General features: G+C 60.9%; 14 protein-coding genes. 5 read left to right on the top strand and 9 right to left on the bottom strand.

The window, feature by feature from the left end:
• Positions 1–1,455 carry an FAD-dependent oxidoreductase gene (locus ACIP6G_RS00260; RefSeq protein ID WP_105658478.1) on the top strand — a complete coding sequence of 485 codons (1,455 nt, stop codon included), beginning with the start codon at positions 1–3 and terminating at the stop codon, positions 1,453–1,455.
• Positions 1,456–1,545: 90 nt separating this feature from the next.
• Here the strand turns inward: ACIP6G_RS00260 and ACIP6G_RS00255 are convergent, their stop codons facing one another.
• The 7 genes from ACIP6G_RS00255 to ACIP6G_RS00225 form a co-directional block, all read right to left on the bottom strand.
• Positions 1,546–2,784: an exonuclease domain-containing protein gene (locus tag ACIP6G_RS00255; RefSeq protein ID WP_400288033.1), complete on the bottom strand. Its 1,239-nt coding sequence runs from the start codon at positions 2,782–2,784 to the stop codon at positions 1,546–1,548.
• Between the two features lie 176 nt (positions 2,785–2,960).
• The gene (locus tag ACIP6G_RS00250; RefSeq protein ID WP_400288031.1) at positions 2,961–3,404 is read right to left on the bottom strand and encodes a DUF2871 domain-containing protein; all 444 of its coding nucleotides are present in this window, start codon (positions 3,402–3,404) and stop codon (positions 2,961–2,963) included.
• Complete coding sequence (locus ACIP6G_RS00245; protein WP_400288029.1) at positions 3,397–5,499, bottom strand: MMPL family transporter; 2,103 nt, start codon at positions 5,497–5,499, stop codon at positions 3,397–3,399. Before ACIP6G_RS00245 ends, ACIP6G_RS00250 begins: the two co-directional genes overlap by 8 nt.
• Before the next feature lie 112 nt (positions 5,500–5,611).
• Positions 5,612–6,229, bottom strand: coding sequence for a response regulator (locus tag ACIP6G_RS00240; RefSeq protein WP_400288027.1), 618 nt, complete (start codon positions 6,227–6,229; stop codon positions 5,612–5,614).
• Entirely contained in the window at positions 6,226–7,473 is a 1,248-nt protein-coding gene (locus ACIP6G_RS00235) for a sensor histidine kinase (RefSeq protein WP_400288025.1), read from the bottom strand. Before ACIP6G_RS00235 ends, ACIP6G_RS00240 begins: the two co-directional genes overlap by 4 nt.
• 30 nt (positions 7,474–7,503) lie before the next feature.
• On the bottom strand, positions 7,504–8,748 hold the full coding sequence (locus tag ACIP6G_RS00230) for a UvrD-helicase domain-containing protein (RefSeq protein ID WP_400288023.1): 1,245 nt from the start codon (positions 8,746–8,748) through the stop codon (positions 7,504–7,506).
• A gap of 48 nt (positions 8,749–8,796) precedes the next feature.
• Positions 8,797–9,663, bottom strand: a complete 867-nt coding sequence (locus ACIP6G_RS00225) for a hypothetical protein (protein WP_400288021.1) — start codon at positions 9,661–9,663, stop codon at positions 8,797–8,799.
• Between the two features lie 428 nt (positions 9,664–10,091).
• On the opposite strand from ACIP6G_RS00225, the gene ileS reads away from it, so the two are divergent.
• From ileS to ndk, 4 genes are read left to right on the top strand one after another with little or no spacing between them, the layout of a single operon-like run.
• A complete protein-coding gene (gene ileS / locus ACIP6G_RS00220) occupies positions 10,092–13,352 on the top strand; it encodes an isoleucine--tRNA ligase (protein ID WP_400288019.1) in 3,261 nt (1,086 codons plus the stop codon).
• A 56-nt stretch (positions 13,353–13,408) separates the two neighbouring features.
• Positions 13,409–14,704, top strand: coding sequence for a bifunctional folylpolyglutamate synthase/dihydrofolate synthase (locus ACIP6G_RS00215; protein ID WP_388022955.1), 1,296 nt, complete (start codon positions 13,409–13,411; stop codon positions 14,702–14,704).
• A complete protein-coding gene (locus ACIP6G_RS00210; protein WP_105658487.1) occupies positions 14,704–15,138 on the top strand; it encodes a DUF4233 domain-containing protein in 435 nt (144 codons plus the stop codon). Before ACIP6G_RS00215 ends, ACIP6G_RS00210 begins: the two co-directional genes overlap by 1 nt.
• A gap of 40 nt (positions 15,139–15,178) precedes the next feature.
• Entirely contained in the window at positions 15,179–15,595 is a 417-nt protein-coding gene (ndk, locus tag ACIP6G_RS00205; protein ID WP_105658488.1) for a nucleoside-diphosphate kinase, read from the top strand.
• Between the two features lie 63 nt (positions 15,596–15,658).
• Here the strand turns inward: ndk and ACIP6G_RS00200 are convergent, their stop codons facing one another.
• Together ACIP6G_RS00200 and ACIP6G_RS00195 are read right to left on the bottom strand one after the other, a co-directional pair.
• Positions 15,659–15,865 (bottom strand): hypothetical protein, encoded by a 207-nt coding sequence (locus ACIP6G_RS00200; protein ID WP_400288017.1) that lies wholly within the window; start codon positions 15,863–15,865, stop codon positions 15,659–15,661.
• Positions 15,866–16,217: 352 nt separating this feature from the next.
• On the bottom strand, positions 16,218–17,507 hold the full coding sequence (locus ACIP6G_RS00195; protein ID WP_105658490.1) for an AI-2E family transporter: 1,290 nt from the start codon (positions 17,505–17,507) through the stop codon (positions 16,218–16,220).
• Positions 17,508–17,724 lie beyond the last annotated feature (217 nt).

Here is a 17,724-nt window from a genome sequence, read left to right as displayed (position 1 = left end):
ATGAGTGAAATTATCGTCCCTGAGCACCTCCATTCCCGGGCGCTGCGTGTTGCCATCGTTGGTGCCGGTCCGGCCGGCATCTACGCCGCTGACCTGCTCAACAAGAGCCAGCCGGTCGCATCGGGAGAATTGAAGCTGCACGTTGATCTCTTTGACGAGCTTCCTACGCCATTCGGTCTGATCCGTTACGGAGTTTCCCCGGATCACCCGCGTATCAAGGGCATCATCAACGCCCTGCACAAGGTGCTGGACAACGACTGGATCGACTTCTACGGCAACGTCGGCTTGGGCCGAGACATTTCGCTGGAAGACCTGCATACCCGTTACGACGCAGTGATCATCTCCACCGGCGCCCAGAAGGACGCTGACCTGAACATCCCAGGTGTCGATCTTGAAGGGTCCTTCGGCGGCGCCGACTTCGTGTCCTGGTATGACGCACACCCAGATGTTGACAAGAATTGGGACCTGTCCGCCAAGGAAGTTGCTGTCATCGGCAACGGCAACGTTGCCCTGGACGTGGCCCGCATCCTTTCCAAGCATGCTGACCAGCTGCTGGAAACCGAAATCCCTGAGCACATCTACGAGCAGCTGAATGACTCGGCCGTCACCGACGTGCATGTCTTCGGCCGCCGTGGCCCGGCCCAGGTGAAGTTCACCCCGCTGGAACTGCGCGAACTCTCGCACTCCAAGGACGTTGACATCGTCCTGTACCCAGAGGACTTCGAGTTCGACAAGGCTTCGGATGAAGCCATGAAGACCAATAACCAGACCAAGACCATGGTCTCCACCCTGACCAACTGGCTGATCGAGCAGGAAGAGCGTGAAGAAGCTCCAAGCGCCTCGCGCCGCCTGCACCTGCACTTCCTGCAGTCGCCAGTCGAGGTATTGGGCGAAGATGGCAAGGTCACCGGCTTGAAGGTGGAGCGCAACGAGCTCGACGGAAATGGCGGCGCACGCGGCACCGGCGAATTCGTCGAGTACCCGCTGCAGGCCATCTACCGTGCCGTCGGCTACTTCGGTTCGGCAGTCGACGACATTGAATACGACGGGGCCAAGGGCGTTTTGCCCAACGTGGAAGGCCGCGTGCTGAACGCGTCCGGCGCTCACGTTCCCGGCCTGTATGCCACTGGCTGGATCAAGCGTGGCCCGATTGGGCTGATTGGCCACACCAAGGGCGACGCCCTGGAGACCATTACCCACTTGCTTGAAGACCTCACTAAGCTGGCGCAGCCGGATTCTTCCCAGAAGATCTCGGAACTGCTCGAAAGCCGCGGCGTGAACTTCTCCAACTGGGATGGCTGGAAGAACTTGGACGCGCACGAGAAGGAACTGGGCGCCACAGCCGGCACCGTTTCGACTCGCTTCGGCGAGATCACTCGCGACCGCGTCAAGGTCGTAGAGCGCGAAGCGATGATGGAATTCTCCTCGGCAAAAAAATTGGTTGAGAGCCTGTAAGTTTCACCCCGGGCTCTAGCAACTATGGGCGATGTCCCTCGGCAAATCATTGCTGGGGAACATCGCCCATTGCTGTACCTGGCGCAGGTGTCAGCGGAGTAGGGTGTTCCAGAGATAATCTTCGCCGACAACAGGGATGCAGTAGTCGCGTGCTTTCTTGGCTTTGCCGGAGAGCGAGTCAGGATCCGCGGCCACCAGCAAGGCTACTTTCTTGGTGATCGCGCGATGAGGGGTGAACCCTGCGGACGCAAGCTGAGCTTCAATCTCCGAACGCGGACGAGTCATATCGCCGGTGAGCACCACCATGGCGCCGAGATCGATCTGATGATTGCCCTGAGGCTCGCGGATGGGTTCGTGATCTTCGGAAGCCACCGGCGCCACCTTGGCTACCTCGATTAGCTGCGGCGGAAGTCCTAGCAATCCGATGACTTTCGCCAGATCGTCTATTTCGTCTTCGGTCAGTACGCCATCGGACCAAGCCGTTGCGACAAGCTGTTGGAAGTACAGTTCGTGCAATCTCAGCGCTTGGTGCTTATCCAAACCAATTTCAGTGGCGGCCTGGAGCAGCTGGGCTTCTTCATGGGCTGATACGTAGCGGTCCATCAAAGCTAAATCCAGTACAGCCAAGTAGTTCTCCTCCGTAGCCGTGCCCGAAAATTCCGGCAACCGGGTCGCAAGCTTTTCCAGAAAATGCCCGGCAGATTCAGCTCTGTACTGGGACCGCTTAACTGGAACGACGCGCGAGCGCGGCGTGGAATCAAACCACCGCCCTGTCGAGGCTAAACGCAGTCGTCCGTCCCATTCTGGTTCATCGGGATCCAGTTCCATGTAGCGCGAAAGCAATGTCGCTGTGGCCGTCGCATCTCCCACTGCGCTGTGAGCCTGTTGCAACTCGATGCCAAAGGAATCGCAGCAGTCTTGAAGCGAGCGGCCTGCGCCTTGCAGGTAGCGGTGGGACATTCGCATGGTGCACATTCCTTGCGCCAGGAAGGTCTCGGGCACCGGCAGGCCGCACTTGCGGAATTCAGCCTCAAGGAATCTGGAATCGAAGGAAAGATTGTGTGCCACGAGCACTGTGCCCGATAGCCTCCAATGCAGTTCTTCTGCCAGATCCTTGAAGCTGGGCGCATCGAGCACGTCGCGGCTCTGGATGCCATGGATTGATTGCTTGCCAAGATCGCGTTGCGGGTTGATCAGTGTTTCCCACGAGTCGACAATCGTGCCCTGCCGATTCATGGTGACTATCGCAATTTCGGCGATGCGGTCGTTCCCTCCGGGGAACAGGCCGGTGGTTTCGGTATCCACGATGGAAAAGAATTCGTCGCTCATGACCGCTCCTGGGAGAAAGATTGTTAGTTCAATCTATAGCAGCAGCGGATCATTTTATCTTTAGCCAAGTGGCCAATCTTGGGGTCCTGGCAGTGGGGGCCAGAAGCGCGAGCGAACTCGGCCCAGACGATCTTCGTCTGGGCCGAGTGTCAGTTCCGCTGTGGTACTTGGCTGGGCTAGCCGGCCAGCTCAACCTTTTGGGTTGGCTTCTGGGCGCCGACACTGCGGCGCAGCATGATGAACAGCAAGATCATGCCTGCGGTGATAGACATGTGGCCAAGGCCCGCGATGCCCGAGATCATCTTGGACGACTCAATGCCTAGTACGGTCATGATGCCGTGGGTGAGCTGCATGCCCGCGGTTAGGATCACGCCCGCGTTGTAGGTGCCCATGAACCACGCGAAGAGCTTGCGGTGCTGGCTCAGGCCGAAGGCCTTTTCCAGAAGGAGCACCAGCAGCAAGATGATGAAGCCCAGCACCAGCAGGTGGGTGTGGACTACGGAGAGCTGGGTCCACTGGCCTTCAGGGAATCCGTTCATCTTGGTGAATTCACGGTAGAAAAGACCGGAAGCTACACCGAGGACCATGTAGGCGAAGGAGAAATTCACGAGCTTACGCATTGATTTTGTTTTCTTTCTGAACGGTTGGTTCTGCAGTTGCTTCTGCAGCGGAGGAAGTTGTGCCGAAGAGTGGATGCTTGCCTGAGCCCAGGACTGCGAACAGCGCCGGGAGCAGCAGGGTGCGAACGACGAAGGTGTCCAGCAGGACGCCGAGTCCGACGATCAGGCCGAGCTGGCCTAATACCGTGAGCGGCAGTGTTGCCAGTGCCGCGAAGACACCTGCCAGCACGAGCCCGGCACTGGTGATCACCGAACCGGTGCGGCTTGCGGCCAGTACCACTGCGTCGCCCAGCGCCAGCACCTGCGAGTCTTGGCGGACTCGCTGGGTCAAGAAGATGGTGTAATCCACGCCCAAGGCGACCAAGAAGACGAAGGCCAGCAGCGGCACCTGGACATCCAGGGCGTTGGCCTCGAAGACCACCGAGGAAACCAGGGAACCCAAGCCGACGGCGGCGCCCGCGCTGAGCAAATTCACCAGACCCAAGGCAAGTGCGGTTCGCCAGGAACGGGTCAGCCAGCCGAGCATCACGAAGCAGATGACCATGATCAGCGGGGCAATCACGAACAGGTCGCGCAGGTGCATCTGGTGCGAATCAAGCTGTTCGGCGCTCTGCCCGCCAATGAGCACCTGCCCGGTACTGCCGGTTGCCGCAGCACCGCGCAGGTCCGCTACCAGGTCCTGTGCCATGGCCGAGCTGGGATCGACAGCCGAGATGACAGAGAACTGCTGCCATGGCGTGGTGCCGAGCTGGGAGGATTCGCCAACACGCTTGACGTTTTCGACTCCGGAGAATTCATCTCGCAGGACCTGGACATCGGTTCCCTGCGCCAACACGGTGATCGGCTGGGTTTCACCTGCGGGGAAGTGCGCGGCCAGGGTCTGCATGGCACTGGAAGACTCGGTGGCGGTGCGGAATTGCTGGGTCTGGTCCAGACCGATACGCGTACCGGTCAGCGCTCCGGCCAGAACCATGAGCAAGACCGCCAATGCTGCCAGGTTCAGGCCCGGACGGGTCATGACAGCACGAGCAGCACGTCCGAAGAAGTTTTCCTTCTTGCTTTCCTGTCCCGGGCGGGGGACCAGCGGCCAGAATGCCTTGCGCCCGGCGAAGGCCAGGATCGGTGGCAGCGCAAAGAGCACGAAGAACGCAGCGATCAGCAAGCCAGCGGCGCAGACGATGCCCAGCCCGCGGGTATCTTCCATGACGGCCAGTCCCAAGGTCAGCAGGGCCAGCACTACGGTGAGGTTGGAGGTCAGAATCGCTTCGAAGCTGGCCGCCCACGCCTTGGACAGCGCCTGGCGGTGGTCAGTAGTCTTCTGCAGTTCATCGCGGTAACGGGAGATCAGCAGCAAGGCGTAGTTGGTGCCGGCGCCGAAGACCAGCACGCTGAGCACGCCGGAGTCGAAGTGCAGATTGAAGGCGTTGCCCAGCAGGTTCGCCACCAGGGAGGCGCTGCGATCGGCTATGGCAACAACGACCAGCGGGATAAGCCAGAGTACCGGCGAACGGTAGGTGAGGATCAGCAAGACTGCCACGATGCCCACCGTGACGGCCAGCAGGGTGAAGTCCGCCCCGGCGAACGCATTGGTGATATCTACTGCGAAGGCGGTAGAACCAGTGACCTGCACGGCCAGCCCCTGAATGGGATGGGCCTGGATCCAGTTGCGGATCTCATCCAGCTTCTGGCGGTCGGCCGTATCGGAGACCGTATCCCAGGTGAGCGGAACCATGGCTGCCTGCTGGTCTTCGCTGGCCATGGTGGGGCCAGCGGAAAGCTCCGCGTCGTGGGCTAGCGCCGCGGTCTGCTCATCAAGGGCAGCGGTGTCGGCATTGCTCAACGCATGGCCATCGGCGCGGTTGGCCACCAGCAAAGCCGAGCTCTGGGAATCGCTGGTGTTGGCATCCAGGATTTCGGCGACCTGTGCCGATTCAGAGCCTTCGACCAGGGAGCTGGCCGCACGCGTTGGGGCTTGGATGCTGCTCAGCGCACCAAAAAGAACGAGAACTATTGCAAAGATGCCAGCGGCCCAAATGCGGGCTCCGCGGCGGCTGGTCAGCGAATCGCCGATCCGGGGGATAACTGGAACTTTCATAGTTCCAGTTAACGAGATTTCGCAGGTCAGGCCATCGTGGAAAGGGGTGAATAAAACTTCAACCGAAAGGTTGAGATGCACCCCGCCGTGTCACCGGGATTCTGTTGATCAGCTACAGCAGCCCGTGGTCTTTGGCCTTGTTGATCGCGTCGGTACGCGTGGTTGCTTGGAGCTTGTCGAAAATGTGGACCAGGTGGGTTTTGACCGTCGCCTCCGAGACGAACAGGGCCTTGGCGATCTGCTTGTTGCCGGCACCGGTAGACAGTTGGGCCAATACGTCCTTTTCGCGCTTGGTGAGCTCGATTTTGGGACGGCGCATGCCCTCGACAACGCGCTGGGTCATCTCCGGGGCCAGGACCATGTGCCCGGCGGAGGCTTGGCGGATGGACTCGACGATGGTCTGGGCACTAACATCCTTGAGCAGGTAGCCGGCAGCTCCAGCTTCGATGCAAGCGAGCAGCTCTGAGTCCTTGTCGAAGGTGGTCAGGATCAGCACATAAGGCGGTTTGGCCAGTTGGCGGATCGCCGCGGTGGTTTGTGCACCGTTCATCCCGGCACCCAAGCGCAAGTCGCAGAGCACCACATCGACGGTGTTGGCCTTGACGAATTCCACCGCTTCCTCGCCGCTGGATGCTTCGCCAATGACAACGATGTCGTCGTAGTTCTCGAACAGCGCGCGCAGGCCGGTCCGCACGATGGGGTGGTCGTCGACCAGCAGGATCCGGATCATGAGTTGTCCTTTGCTAAGCGAAGCGGAAGGTGGGCGCACAGGGCGGTGCCTTCACCGGGTGAGCTCTCGACATCCAAACCGCCGCCGAGTTCGCGCAGGCGCTGGTTCATTGCGGTCAGGCCGAAGCCTCCGGTGTGCGTACTGGTTTGCACGCGACCAGTTTTGGGAACGAAGCCGATGCCGTCATCGACAATATCCAAACGTACCTCGTCGCCGCTGGACCCCAGGCTGAGCGCCACCGCGGAGGCCTGGGCATGGCGCAGCACGTTGGACAGGGCGGATTGGGTGGTGCGCAGCAGCGCGATCTGCACATTCGGATCCAAAGTGGGCAGCCCCGGTTCGATATCCAATCGGGTCTCCAACTTCGAATCGGCCTTGAAATTCTCCAAGACGCGGCCCAAGGCTCCGGCGAGCGCCTGGGAATCGAGTTCTGCCGGAGCCAGGGCGGCGATGATGCGACGCAAATCGGTCAGCGCTTGCCCGGAAAGCTCATCGATGCGACTCAGGGCCGCCGAGGCAGACTCTGGGTCTTTGGAGGCTTCTGCCGCCTTGGCATGCAATCCGATGGAGGAGAGCTGCTGGGCCACGGTGTCGTGGATTTCGCGGGCCAAGCGGGTGCGTTCGGTGGCGATGCCAGCCTCATGCTGGGAGCGGGCCAATTCTCCTTGCAGGTCTGCCATTTCCTGCTGGGCTCGCACCAGGGAATTCACCAAGGATGTGCGCACTTCGGCATCGCGTTCCATCTGCAGGTATCCGCGGGAGATGCCCCAGGCGAATAGCCCGCCAACCAAGGGGCCGGCAATGGCGGCAATGCTGAGCTCGGCATTGTGCAGGTAGGGAGCGAGCAAAGTAAAGGCGTAGACGACCACTGACCACAATATTGAGGGAAGAAATGGCAGCTGGTGGCCCAGAAGAAGCCAAAGGCTGAAGGCCAACCACATGAATTCAGCGGAAACGAAGAGGCTTGCAATCCAGATCCCTAGCAGCAGCGCCAACCACCACGCGGGCTTGGCGAAGACTCCTTTCTTGGCACGGGAAACGAAGCCGAGGCTGTACCAAGTGGCGAAGAGTACCGAGACGAGGATCGCGGGCAGGACATTTCCTTGCGCTGAAATCTGTCGCAGCAACGCGATGGCAAGCAGGATTGCCGTCACCAGGTGCTGCCCCCAGCGCAGCACCACTGGCGAGGCCAACGAGTGCTGCTGATTCTGGGTGTCCAACCACTGCGGCTCGGAAGTACTCATGAATGCCAGCCTACTAAAGGCTGCTGCCGGTTATTGATCGGCAAGTATTACCAGTTGAGCTGTCGCTCTGGTCATGGCCACGTATCTGCGCACGGCTCCGCTTAATCCGGTGCCGAAGGAGCGTGGCTGGCAGACGAGCACCAGATCGAATTCCAGGCCCTTGGCGTTCTCTGGCGAAAGAAAGCGGACCCTGCCAGAGTCGTGGAAGCCAGAGGCCCCGATAACTGCCGCCGTGCCCTCGGCATTTTCGCCTAGCCAATCATCGAGTATTAATTCCAGTTCGGTCAGGCGGGCATAACGCACCGGTGCACCATCCGTGCGCAATGATCGCGGCACGTTCGCCTCGGGCATCTGTGCCTGGATCTGCTCTGCGGCTGCTTCCATGATCTGTGCCGTGCTGCGGTAGTTGACCCGCAAGCGGGATACGGAGATGCCGCGAATGCCAATCCTGGCCAAACGCTGTTCCCATGTCGTGTTGAAGCCGTGAACGGCCTGGGCCCTATCGCCCACAATCGTCAGGCTCCCTGATGGGCAACGGCGTTGGATCATTGCCCATTGCGCATCGGTCAGGTCCTGGGCTTCATCGATGATGACATGCGAAAAGGGTCCGTCGTAATTGAGCGAGGCCAAATTGTTCTCCGGAGCTCCGGCGAGAAGCTGCTCCTGGAGATCGTGGTGGATGAGCTGGGATGCCAGATCCTCGCTGTCGTCAACCGAGTCCATCAGATCATCAACGACGTTTTTCCATCGAGTACGCTCGGCGTGCACTCTGAACTGTTCATCACGACGTTTCGCTTCGCTGTGCGGGTCGCCAATGAGAAAGCGCGCAAGGTCAATCAGCGGAATATCCGACGTGGTCCATCGGCCAGAAGCCGAACTTGCCAGTAGCTTTTCGATCTCTTCGTTGCCAAGGTCTCTGCCGCTGTAGCGGAGCAGTTCCGAGGTTGAATAGAGCGCCCGCAGCAGCTTGCATGGATCCAGGACAGGCCAGTGCTCATCTAGCAACCCATTCAGTGCTGGATTTCTCTCCCACTCCGAGCGCGGCAGTGGCTTCGTGTCTTCGCCTCTGAGGGCTTGGGGGAGCAATTGATCAATGAGGGCATCACGCAATTCGATGCGTGCTTCATTGTGCGGCGTTGCTTCGCCAATCATGGTGACCGCAGTGCGCCACAGCTGCGTTGTCAGAGTGGCTTGAGCTTCCCCAAAGTCGATTTGAACGTCAACGGAGGGAGGCTCTTCAAAGACCTGCACGGCCCTCTTGACTGCATCCAGCATTGCCAGACTGGATTTAATGCGGTGGACTCCGTGATCCGGTTCCGAGGGCTAATCATCGCCAATCGAAACTATGTTCGAAAGTGTTGAAATGAGCACCTCGTCCTCGCCGAGATTCGGAAGAATGTCAGCGACATAGGAGCTATAGGCCTCGTGCGGGCTTACCACCAAAACCTTGCCACCCTGGCGTTGAAGCCGTGGGTCCGCATGCAGCAAATAGGCGGCTCGATGCAGGGCGACCACCGTCTTGCCGGTACCCGGCCCTCCGTCAACTACCAGCGCGCCTTGCGAGCTTCTCCGGATGATCGTGTCCTGGTCCGATTGGATGGTTGCGAGCACGTCCTGCATTTTTGGTGAACGCTTGCTGCCAAGGGAAGCGAGAAATGAAGAATGGTCATCCAAGCGGGCATGGGAAGCCAGCTGGGAGGAATCAAACACTTCATCCCAATAGTCGCAGATGCGTTGCCGGCGCCAACGGTAGCGGCGTCTCATGGCCAACCCATGGTCCTTCTCATGGGTGGCGGCGAAGAATGGTTCTGCTGCAGGGGCTCGCCAATCAAGCAGCAGCTGCTTGCCCTGGTCGTCGCTCAAGCCACTGCGGCCAATGTAGAGGCGCTCGCCGGTCCCGGCTATTTCCATGAAGCCCAAGCAGGCGTAGGGACCCATGCGGTCCAGCTGGCGCAGCCGCTGGGCTAATTCGCTGAGTTCAACATCGCGTTCAAGGGATTGCTGCAGCACGCCGCCCTGGTCTTGTCCTCGTCGGGCGATGCGCTCCAAAATTTCGGATCGAAGCTGCCCAACCCGGTTGGCAATTTCGCAGAGCCGTTGCTGGTCCTCGCCAATCTCGGCCGAGTTCTCCGGTGCTGGACTGTGCTCGATGGCATCGAAATAGTTGGTGTTTGCGATTTTGGCAGGCACACGGGCTCCCTGGTCTGGCTAGTTCTCGTGGGGAAGATATTGATTATGGACCCTATGCGGGGCCTTGCGGCAAGGCCCCCTGGGCGCGCTATCCTGAAAATGCAGGGAATGGCGTTTTCGGTTTTCCAGCTGCGTACTGTGAGCCTGCGCTCACTTGCATTTCGAAGGCTGCTGGGAATTTTCAGCTGGGGCATCACGCGGTAGGATATAAGGACTGCGACTTTGATCCGGCTATCACCGGTGAGTCTTCGGAAGAACCGCGAGCATCATGAACGCCAAGTAGAACCGAACGGGACCAGCCCGTCACAGCTGAAGATAAGCGATTCCCCATCATTGCGGCGGGGGATAAGCGGGGTGGTACCGCGGCATTCGTGCCGTCCTCGTAGGCAAGGATTTATCGACCCTACGCTTGAAGGACGGCCCATTCGATGAGCTTCTACCCGAAGGTCACTACAGACCCAACCGGTTCGACCCCGGCTTCACCGCGATTCCCAGATCTTGAGAAGCGCGTCCTCGAATACTGGAAGAACGACGACACTTTCCAGGCCTCCATTGACCAGCGCGAGGGCGAAGAATTCGTCTTCTACGATGGCCCTCCCTTCGCCAACGGCCTGCCGCACTACGGCCACCTGCTCACCGGCTACGTCAAGGACCTGGTAGCGCGCTACCAGACCCAGCGCGGCAAGCGCGTGGAGCGCCGCTTCGGCTGGGACACCCACGGCCTGCCAGCCGAGCTGGAAGCCATGAAGCAGCTGGGCATGACCGACAAGAAGCAGATCGAAGCCATGGGCATCGACAAGTTCAATGACGCCTGCCGCACCTCGGTGATGAAGTATGCCGATGAGTGGAAGCAGTACGTGAACCGCCAGGCTCGCTGGGTCGACTTCGAAAACGACTACAAGACCCTGAACGTCGAGTTCATGGAATCGGTCATCTGGGCCTTCAAGCAGCTTTCGGACAAGGACCTGACCTACAAGGGCTTCCGCGTGCTTCCATACTGCTGGAAGGACGAGACCCCGCTGTCCAACCACGAGCTGCGCATGGACGACGACGTCTACAAGAACCGCCAGGACCAGACCGTCACCGTGGGCTTCACCATCCTTGCCGGTGAAACCGAAGCCTCCAAGGCACTTGCCGGCGTGCAGGCCCTGGCGTGGACCACCACCCCGTGGACCCTGCCAACCAACGCCGCACTGGCCGTGCACCCGGCGATCGACTATGTCGTGGTTCCTGCAGGCGAAGCCGGCGTGAAGGCTTCGGCCGCCGCCGGGCCATTCCTGCTGGCCCGCGACCTGCTCGGCTCCTACGCCAAGGACCTGGGCTACAAGGATGCCAAGGAAGCCGCTGCGGCCATCACCGCCAGCTACACCGGTGAGCAGCTTGCCGGCGTGCGCTACCAGCCGCTGTGGGACACCTACACCGACACCGAGAAGTACGGCACCGAAAACGCATGGCAGATTCTCACCGCCGACTACGTCACTGTGGCCGACGGCACCGGCATCGTGCACCAGGCTCCGGCCTACGGCGAGGATGACCAGAAGGTCTGCGAAGAGCACGGCATCCCGGTGATCCTCTCGGTAGACGAGGGCGCCAAGTTCCTGCCGGTCTTCGGCAACGGTCCGCTGGCCGAGATCGCCGGCGTGCAGGTCTTCGACGCCAACAAGACCATCACCAATGTGCTCAAGGACGAGGCCAAGCTGGTCAAGCAGGCCTCCTACGAGCACTCCTACCCGCATTGCTGGCGCTGCCGCACCCCGCTGATCTACCGCGCGATCTCCTCGTGGTACGTCGAGGTCTCCAAGTTCAAGGACCGCATGGTCGAGCTGAACGAGCAGATCAACTGGATCCCGGGCAACGTCAAGCACGGCCAGTTCGGCAAGTGGCTGGAAAACGCCCGCGACTGGTCCATCTCGCGCAACCGCTACTGGGGTTCGCCGATCCCGGTGTGGGAATGCAGCGGTGCCGAATGCGAGCACCGCGAAGTCTTCGGCTCGCTGCAGGAAATGCAGGACTTCTTCGGCCGCATGCCGGTTAACCACGAAGGCCAGCCTGACCTGCACCGCCCATTCATCGACGAGCTGACCAAGGCCCATGAGGGCTGCGCCGAATCCGGCACCCTCAAGCGCGTGGAAGACGTGCTCGATGTCTGGTTCGACTCCGGCTCGATGCCGTACGCCCAGGTGCACTACCCGTTCAACAACCAGGAATGGTTCGATTCCGGCCACCACCCGGCGGACTTCATCGTGGAGTACATCGGACAGACCCGCGGCTGGTTCTACACCATGCACGTGCTCTCCACCGCGCTCTTCGACCGCCCGGCCTACACCAACGTGATCTCCCACGGCATCGTGCTGGGCTCGGACGGGCAGAAGATGTCCAAGTCCTTGCGCAACTACCCGGATGTCACCGAGGTCCTGGACCGCGACGGCTCCGATGCCATGCGCTGGTTCCTGATGGCCTCGCCGATCCTGCGCGGCGGCAACCTGGTCGTGACCGAACAGGGCATCCGCGATGGCGTGCGCCAGGTGCTGCTGCCGCTGTGGAACGTCTGGCACTTCTTCAACCTCTACACCAACTCCGCCAACAACGGGGCCGGCTACGAGGCCAAGCGCTCGATGGACTCCACCGACCCGCTGGACCAGTACATGCTGGCTGCCACGGGCCAGCTGGTGCGCGAAGTCACCGAGGCACTGGATTCCTACGAGGTCTCCGATGCTACCGAGGCCGTACGCCAGTACATGGACACCCTGACCAACTGGTACGTGCGCCGTAGCCGCCAGCGTTTCTTCGATGAAGACACCCAGGCCTTCGACACCCTGTACACCGCGCTGGAAACCCTGGTGAAGGTCACCGCTTCGCTGCTGCCGCTGGCCAGCGAAGAGATCTTCCGCGGGCTGACTGGCAAGCGCTCGGTGCACCTGGAGGACTGGCCGGACGCCAGCGAATTCCCAACCGATGCCGCGTTGCTGGAAACTATGGAAACCACCCGCAAGATCTGTTCCGTGGGCTCCTCGCTGCGCAAGGCCAAGAACCTGCGCGTGCGCCTGCCGCTGGCCGAGCTGAAGGTCGTGCTCACCGGCGCTGCCCGCCTGGAAGGCACCTACGCGTCGATCATCAAGGACGAGCTGAACCTGAAGGCCGTCACCCTGATCGATGCCGAAGGCGTCGACGCCGCCAGCTACGGCATCAGCCAGCAGCTGGTAGTGAACGCCCGTGCGGCCGGTCCGCGCCTGGGCAAGAACGTGCAGCAGGCGATCAAGGGCGCCAAGTCCGGGGACTGGTCGGTCACCGACGGGGTGGTCACCGCGGGCGGACTGGAACTGGCCGAGGGCGAATACACCCTGGACACCGTGGTGGATGCAGCAGGCGAAATTGCCGCGGCAGTCATCGACGGCGGCTTCCTGGTGCTGGATACCGAGGTCACCGAGGCACTGGCTGCCGAAGGCACCGCACGCGACATGATCCGCTCCATCCAGTCCGCCCGCAAGGACGCGGACCTGCAGGTATCGGATCGCATCCACACCGTGGTCACCGCCAACACGGCCGCCATCGCGGCACTGGAAGCGAACCGCGAGCTGGTGGCAGCTGAAACCCTGACCGCGCAGCTGGAACTTGTCGCCGATGATTCGGTAGATGGCGAGCAGGTCACCGTGGCCAAGCTGGATTCTGGCAAAGTCGAGGCCAACTAGTGAGCGAATTGGACCGCGTCTACGCGCAACTTCTCTCCCGTGCGCCGGAAAACAAGATGGAACCGCGCATGGATCCGATGTTCCGCGCGATGGAGATCCTCGGCGAGCCGAACAAGGCTTGCCCGGTCATCCACATCACCGGCACCAACGGCAAGACCTCGACCGCACGCATGATCGAGTCGCTGCTGATGGCGCACGACTTGCGCACCGGCCGCTACTCCTCGCCGCACCTGATCTCGGTCACCGAGCGCATCGCCATTGACGGTGCCCCGGTAGACGACGGGACCTTCGTGCGGGTGTGGGATGAAATCAGCCCGTTCCTTCAGATCGTGGACACCGAGCTCGTCGAGCGCGGCGAAAACAAGCTGACCTACTTCGAAGCTGTCACCATCCTGGCCTTCGCGGTTTTCGCCGAGGTTCCGGTGGATGTCGTGGTGCTCGAAGTCGGCCTGGGCGGCATCACCGACGCCACCAACGTGGCAGATGCCGACGTTTCGGTGATCACCCCGATCTCCTTGGACCACACCGATCTGCTGGGGGATACCCCGGGCGAGATTGCCGAAGAAAAGGTCGGCATCCTCAAGCCCGGCGGCTACCTGGTCTCTTCGGTGCAACCGGTGGATGCCGCCGACGTGCTGCTGGCTCGCGCCCGCGAGCTTGAGGTGCCGGCAGCTTTCGACAGCCTGGACTTCAAGCTCCTGGAACGCCAGCATGGCGTGGGCGGGCAGCTGCTGTCCATCCAGGGCCAAGCGGCGCGCTACGACGAGATCTTCCTGCCATTGTTCGGTGCCCACCAGGCGCAGAACGCCACCGTGGCCTTGGCTGCGGTGGAGGCCTTCCTGGGCGGCGGCCAGCGCGAGCTGAATGCCGATCTGGTCCGCGACGGCTTCGCGGCCGCCACCAGCCCGGGCCGCCTGGAACTGGTCCGCGCGGCACCGAGCATCCTGGTGGATGCCGGCCACAACCCGGATGGCATCCGCGTCACCGCAGAGGCGATCAAGGAATCCTTCGGCTTCACCCGCCTGGTGCTGATGGTTGGCATCTTGCAGGAGAAGGACGCCGAAGCAATGCTTTACACCATGCGCGAGCAGTACGGTGACATGGTTGAGGACATTTGCATCACCCAGTCGTCCTCGCCGCGGGCCATCCCGGCCGGCGAACTGTCCACCATGGCGATCGACGCTGGCTGGCCGGAAGAGGACATCCACGTCACCGAGGACCTGGAAGATGCCATCGAATGGTCGGTGGGCCGCGCCGAGGCAGGCAACGACTTGTCCGGCGGCGTGCTGGTGACCGGTTCGATTACACTGGTGGGCGAGATTTCACTGTTGCTCAAGGGAGGCGAATCCTGATGGCTAAACTCACCCGTGCCCAGCGCGAGTGGCGTCCTGGGATGAAGAAGAAGCAGCGCTCCACGAAAATGATGTTCGCATCAACAGTGCTGGTCTGCGAGGCGCTGCTGGCGGTGTTCGTCACCCTCGCGGCCTTCGGGCTCAAGCGTGGCGGAGAACCGGTGGTCGTGCTCAGCCTCGGCGCTGCCGTGGCGCTGCTGTGCATCTTCAACTGCGCCCTGCTGGGCAAGAAGATCGGCTACATCATCGGCTGGATCCTGCAGGTAGTGTTCTTCCTGTGCGGCTTCATCCTGCCGGACATGTTCTACCTCGCAGCGGCCTTCGCCCTGTGCTGGTGGTATGCGCTGAACAAGGGCGGCGAAATCGACGCAGTGAACAAGCGCCGCGCCGCCGCCCAAGAAGCCTGGGAAAAGGCGAACCCCGAGCAAGCCTGAGAACCTAAGAAGTACATCAACGATACGAAGAGGTAGTCACATGACTGAACGTACCCTGATCCTGGTCAAGCCAGATGGCGTCAAGCGCGGTCTGACCGGACAGATCCTTGGCCGCATTGAAGCCAAGGGTTACACCATTGCCAAGCTGCAGCAGCTGGAAGCTACTCGCGAGCTGCTCGCCGAGCACTATGCAGAGCACGAAGGCAAGCCATTCTACGAGCCGCTGGTTGAGTTCATGCTCTCCGGTCCGGTGGTGGCGATCGTGGCTGAAGGCCAGGGCGTTATCCCCGGCTTCCGTTCGCTGGCTGGCACCACCGACCCGACCACCGCGGCTCCAGGCACCATCCGTGGCGACTTCGGCCGCGACTGGGGCCTGAAGGTCCAGCAGAACCTGGTCCACGGTTCGGACTCCGTCGAGTCCGCCGAGCGCGAGATCGGCATCTGGTTCGGCAAGTAGATCGAAACGCGAAAATCCCGGCAGTTGGAAACTGCCGGGATTTTTCATGCCTGGAAGCGGGTTCTAGAACCAGTCATCCAAACTGTCCTGGGCGAGCATAGCTCCTTGCGGGCTAGCTGCCTGCTGCACCGAACTTACGAGCGCCTGTGCAGTCGAGTCCAGCGGCAGCTGCTCTGCAGCGCCGATCCTGACCACCTGGTGGTGGTCGGTGATAGGGCCGACTATGTGCGAAAGATACTTATCTGCTCCGTCATTGCTGAATTCCAGCACGTGGATACCTCCCAGTCTTCAGTGCGCGTTAGCACATTGATTGCGGGCGAAGCGTGGCGCGGGTTTTCCCTGTTGGGGAAAACGAAGACATGCAGCAAAACTTCTCAAGGCGATTGCGCATCCCGCGTCGCTCCACTTCCATCACTTCAGTCACATTAAACACACAAACCACATCCACGGCAACGCGGGATCGGGTCCACCGGTCTTGTCCCCAGCGCGAAAACCCCGGGAAGCCGGGGCTGGATGAGGGCGTGAACTCTTTGAGAATTAATCGGAAATAATTCGATCAAGAGCATTTAAGTGGCAAAAGGAAGGACGCCCCTGACGTGCAGGAGCGCCCCAGCCGCAACAGCTACTCGGAATCCTTCAGGGATTCCTGGTGCTGTTCCTTCGCTTCGAGTTTGTCGAAAGCCGCTTGCTCTTCGCTGATCTCGACTTCAGACTTGATGTCCTCGCTGGCTTCAGCCACCGCATCGGATTTGTCGCGCCCGGTCCATACCTTGATCACCGCCCATGAAGCGGCCACCAGTGGCACCGCCAGGACGGCGCCAACGATGCCTGCCAGGACGGTGCCTGCGGTCAGTGCCATCAGCACGACCAGTGCATGCAGGCTCAGGGCGTTGGCCATGACGACCGGCTGCAGGAAGTTGCCCTCCAGCTGGTTCACCAGGATCACCGCAGCCAGCACGATCAGCGCCACCACAGGTCCGTTGGTAACCAATGCAATCAGCGTGGCCAGGATGCCGGCAACGGTGGCACCTACCATCGGCACGAAGGAACCGAGGAAGACAATGACGCCTAGCGGGATGGCCAATGGAACCTGCACGATCAGCAGCGTCGCGGTGATGCCCAAAGCATCCACCGCGGCCACGGTGGCAGTACCGCGGATGTAGCCGCCGAAGGTGCGCAGCGCGCGGTCGCCGGAAAGAATCCACTTGTTGCGGTAGTGGCGTGGAGTCCACGACACGGCAAAGGCCCAGATCTTGTCGCCGTCCTTCAGGAAGAAGAACAGGATCACCAGCAGCAGGACCAGGCCGGTCACGAAGCTGCCTGCTGCGCTCAGCGTGTTCAAAGCGCCGGTGCCGAACTGGGAACTGGTCAAGAAGCCGGTTACCGTTTCGACAACATTATCGATCTGGCTCTGGTCGACGCTGAAAGGCATCGTGCCGATGAAGCCCTGAACCATGTCATTGAGCTGGTTGAAGCCCTCAACAGCTTGGTCAACGAGCTTTGGCCATTCCTTGATGACCGAGAAGACCAGGCCGGTGCCAATGCCTCCGAGGACCAATAGGGATCCGAGAAAAACGATCCATGCTGCCAGCATCGGGGAAACAAACTTGCGCAGCTTGACCACCAGGGGCCACAACGCACAGGAAATGATGACGGCCAGCAACGTCGGGATCACGATCATGGTCAAGCGGAGCATGCCGATGATGAGGAATGTTGCCAGCGCGCCAACTACCAGCAGCTGGGCGCTTCGAATGCCTAGGCGTCCTAGCAAGTCGGTCCACAGGCTGGTGACCGTGAAATCTGGTTTGGCGTCCCTGGCCGGAACACGGTGGTGCTCGGCAGGTGTCGGCTTGTCGTCCTGAGGTTGCTTTTTCAACAACGCGGCGGGCCTGACCTTACGGAAAAAAGCCATAGTCGCTCCTTGTAGCTGGTTCTGATAGCTCTAACAATAGGCTAACGACTTGACAAGGTCCCAAGGCAACACCGAAATGCTGATTTTTTGGCGTTCACACTGGCCACTAACCCGTTTTCGTGCCCGAATGCATCGATTCGTGCACCCACGGGCTGATTTCCCCGGCATTCCTGCGGCGTCGTCTCTGCAATGATGCTGGGCTTGAACTAGCGGGGGA

The sequence above is a fragment of the Glutamicibacter sp. NPDC088483 genome, assembly GCF_044753145.1.
Classification (GTDB): domain Bacteria; phylum Actinomycetota; class Actinomycetes; order Actinomycetales; family Micrococcaceae; genus Glutamicibacter.
Note: the sequence above shows the minus strand (reverse complement) of the source record. Positions and strands in the feature narration are given on the sequence as shown.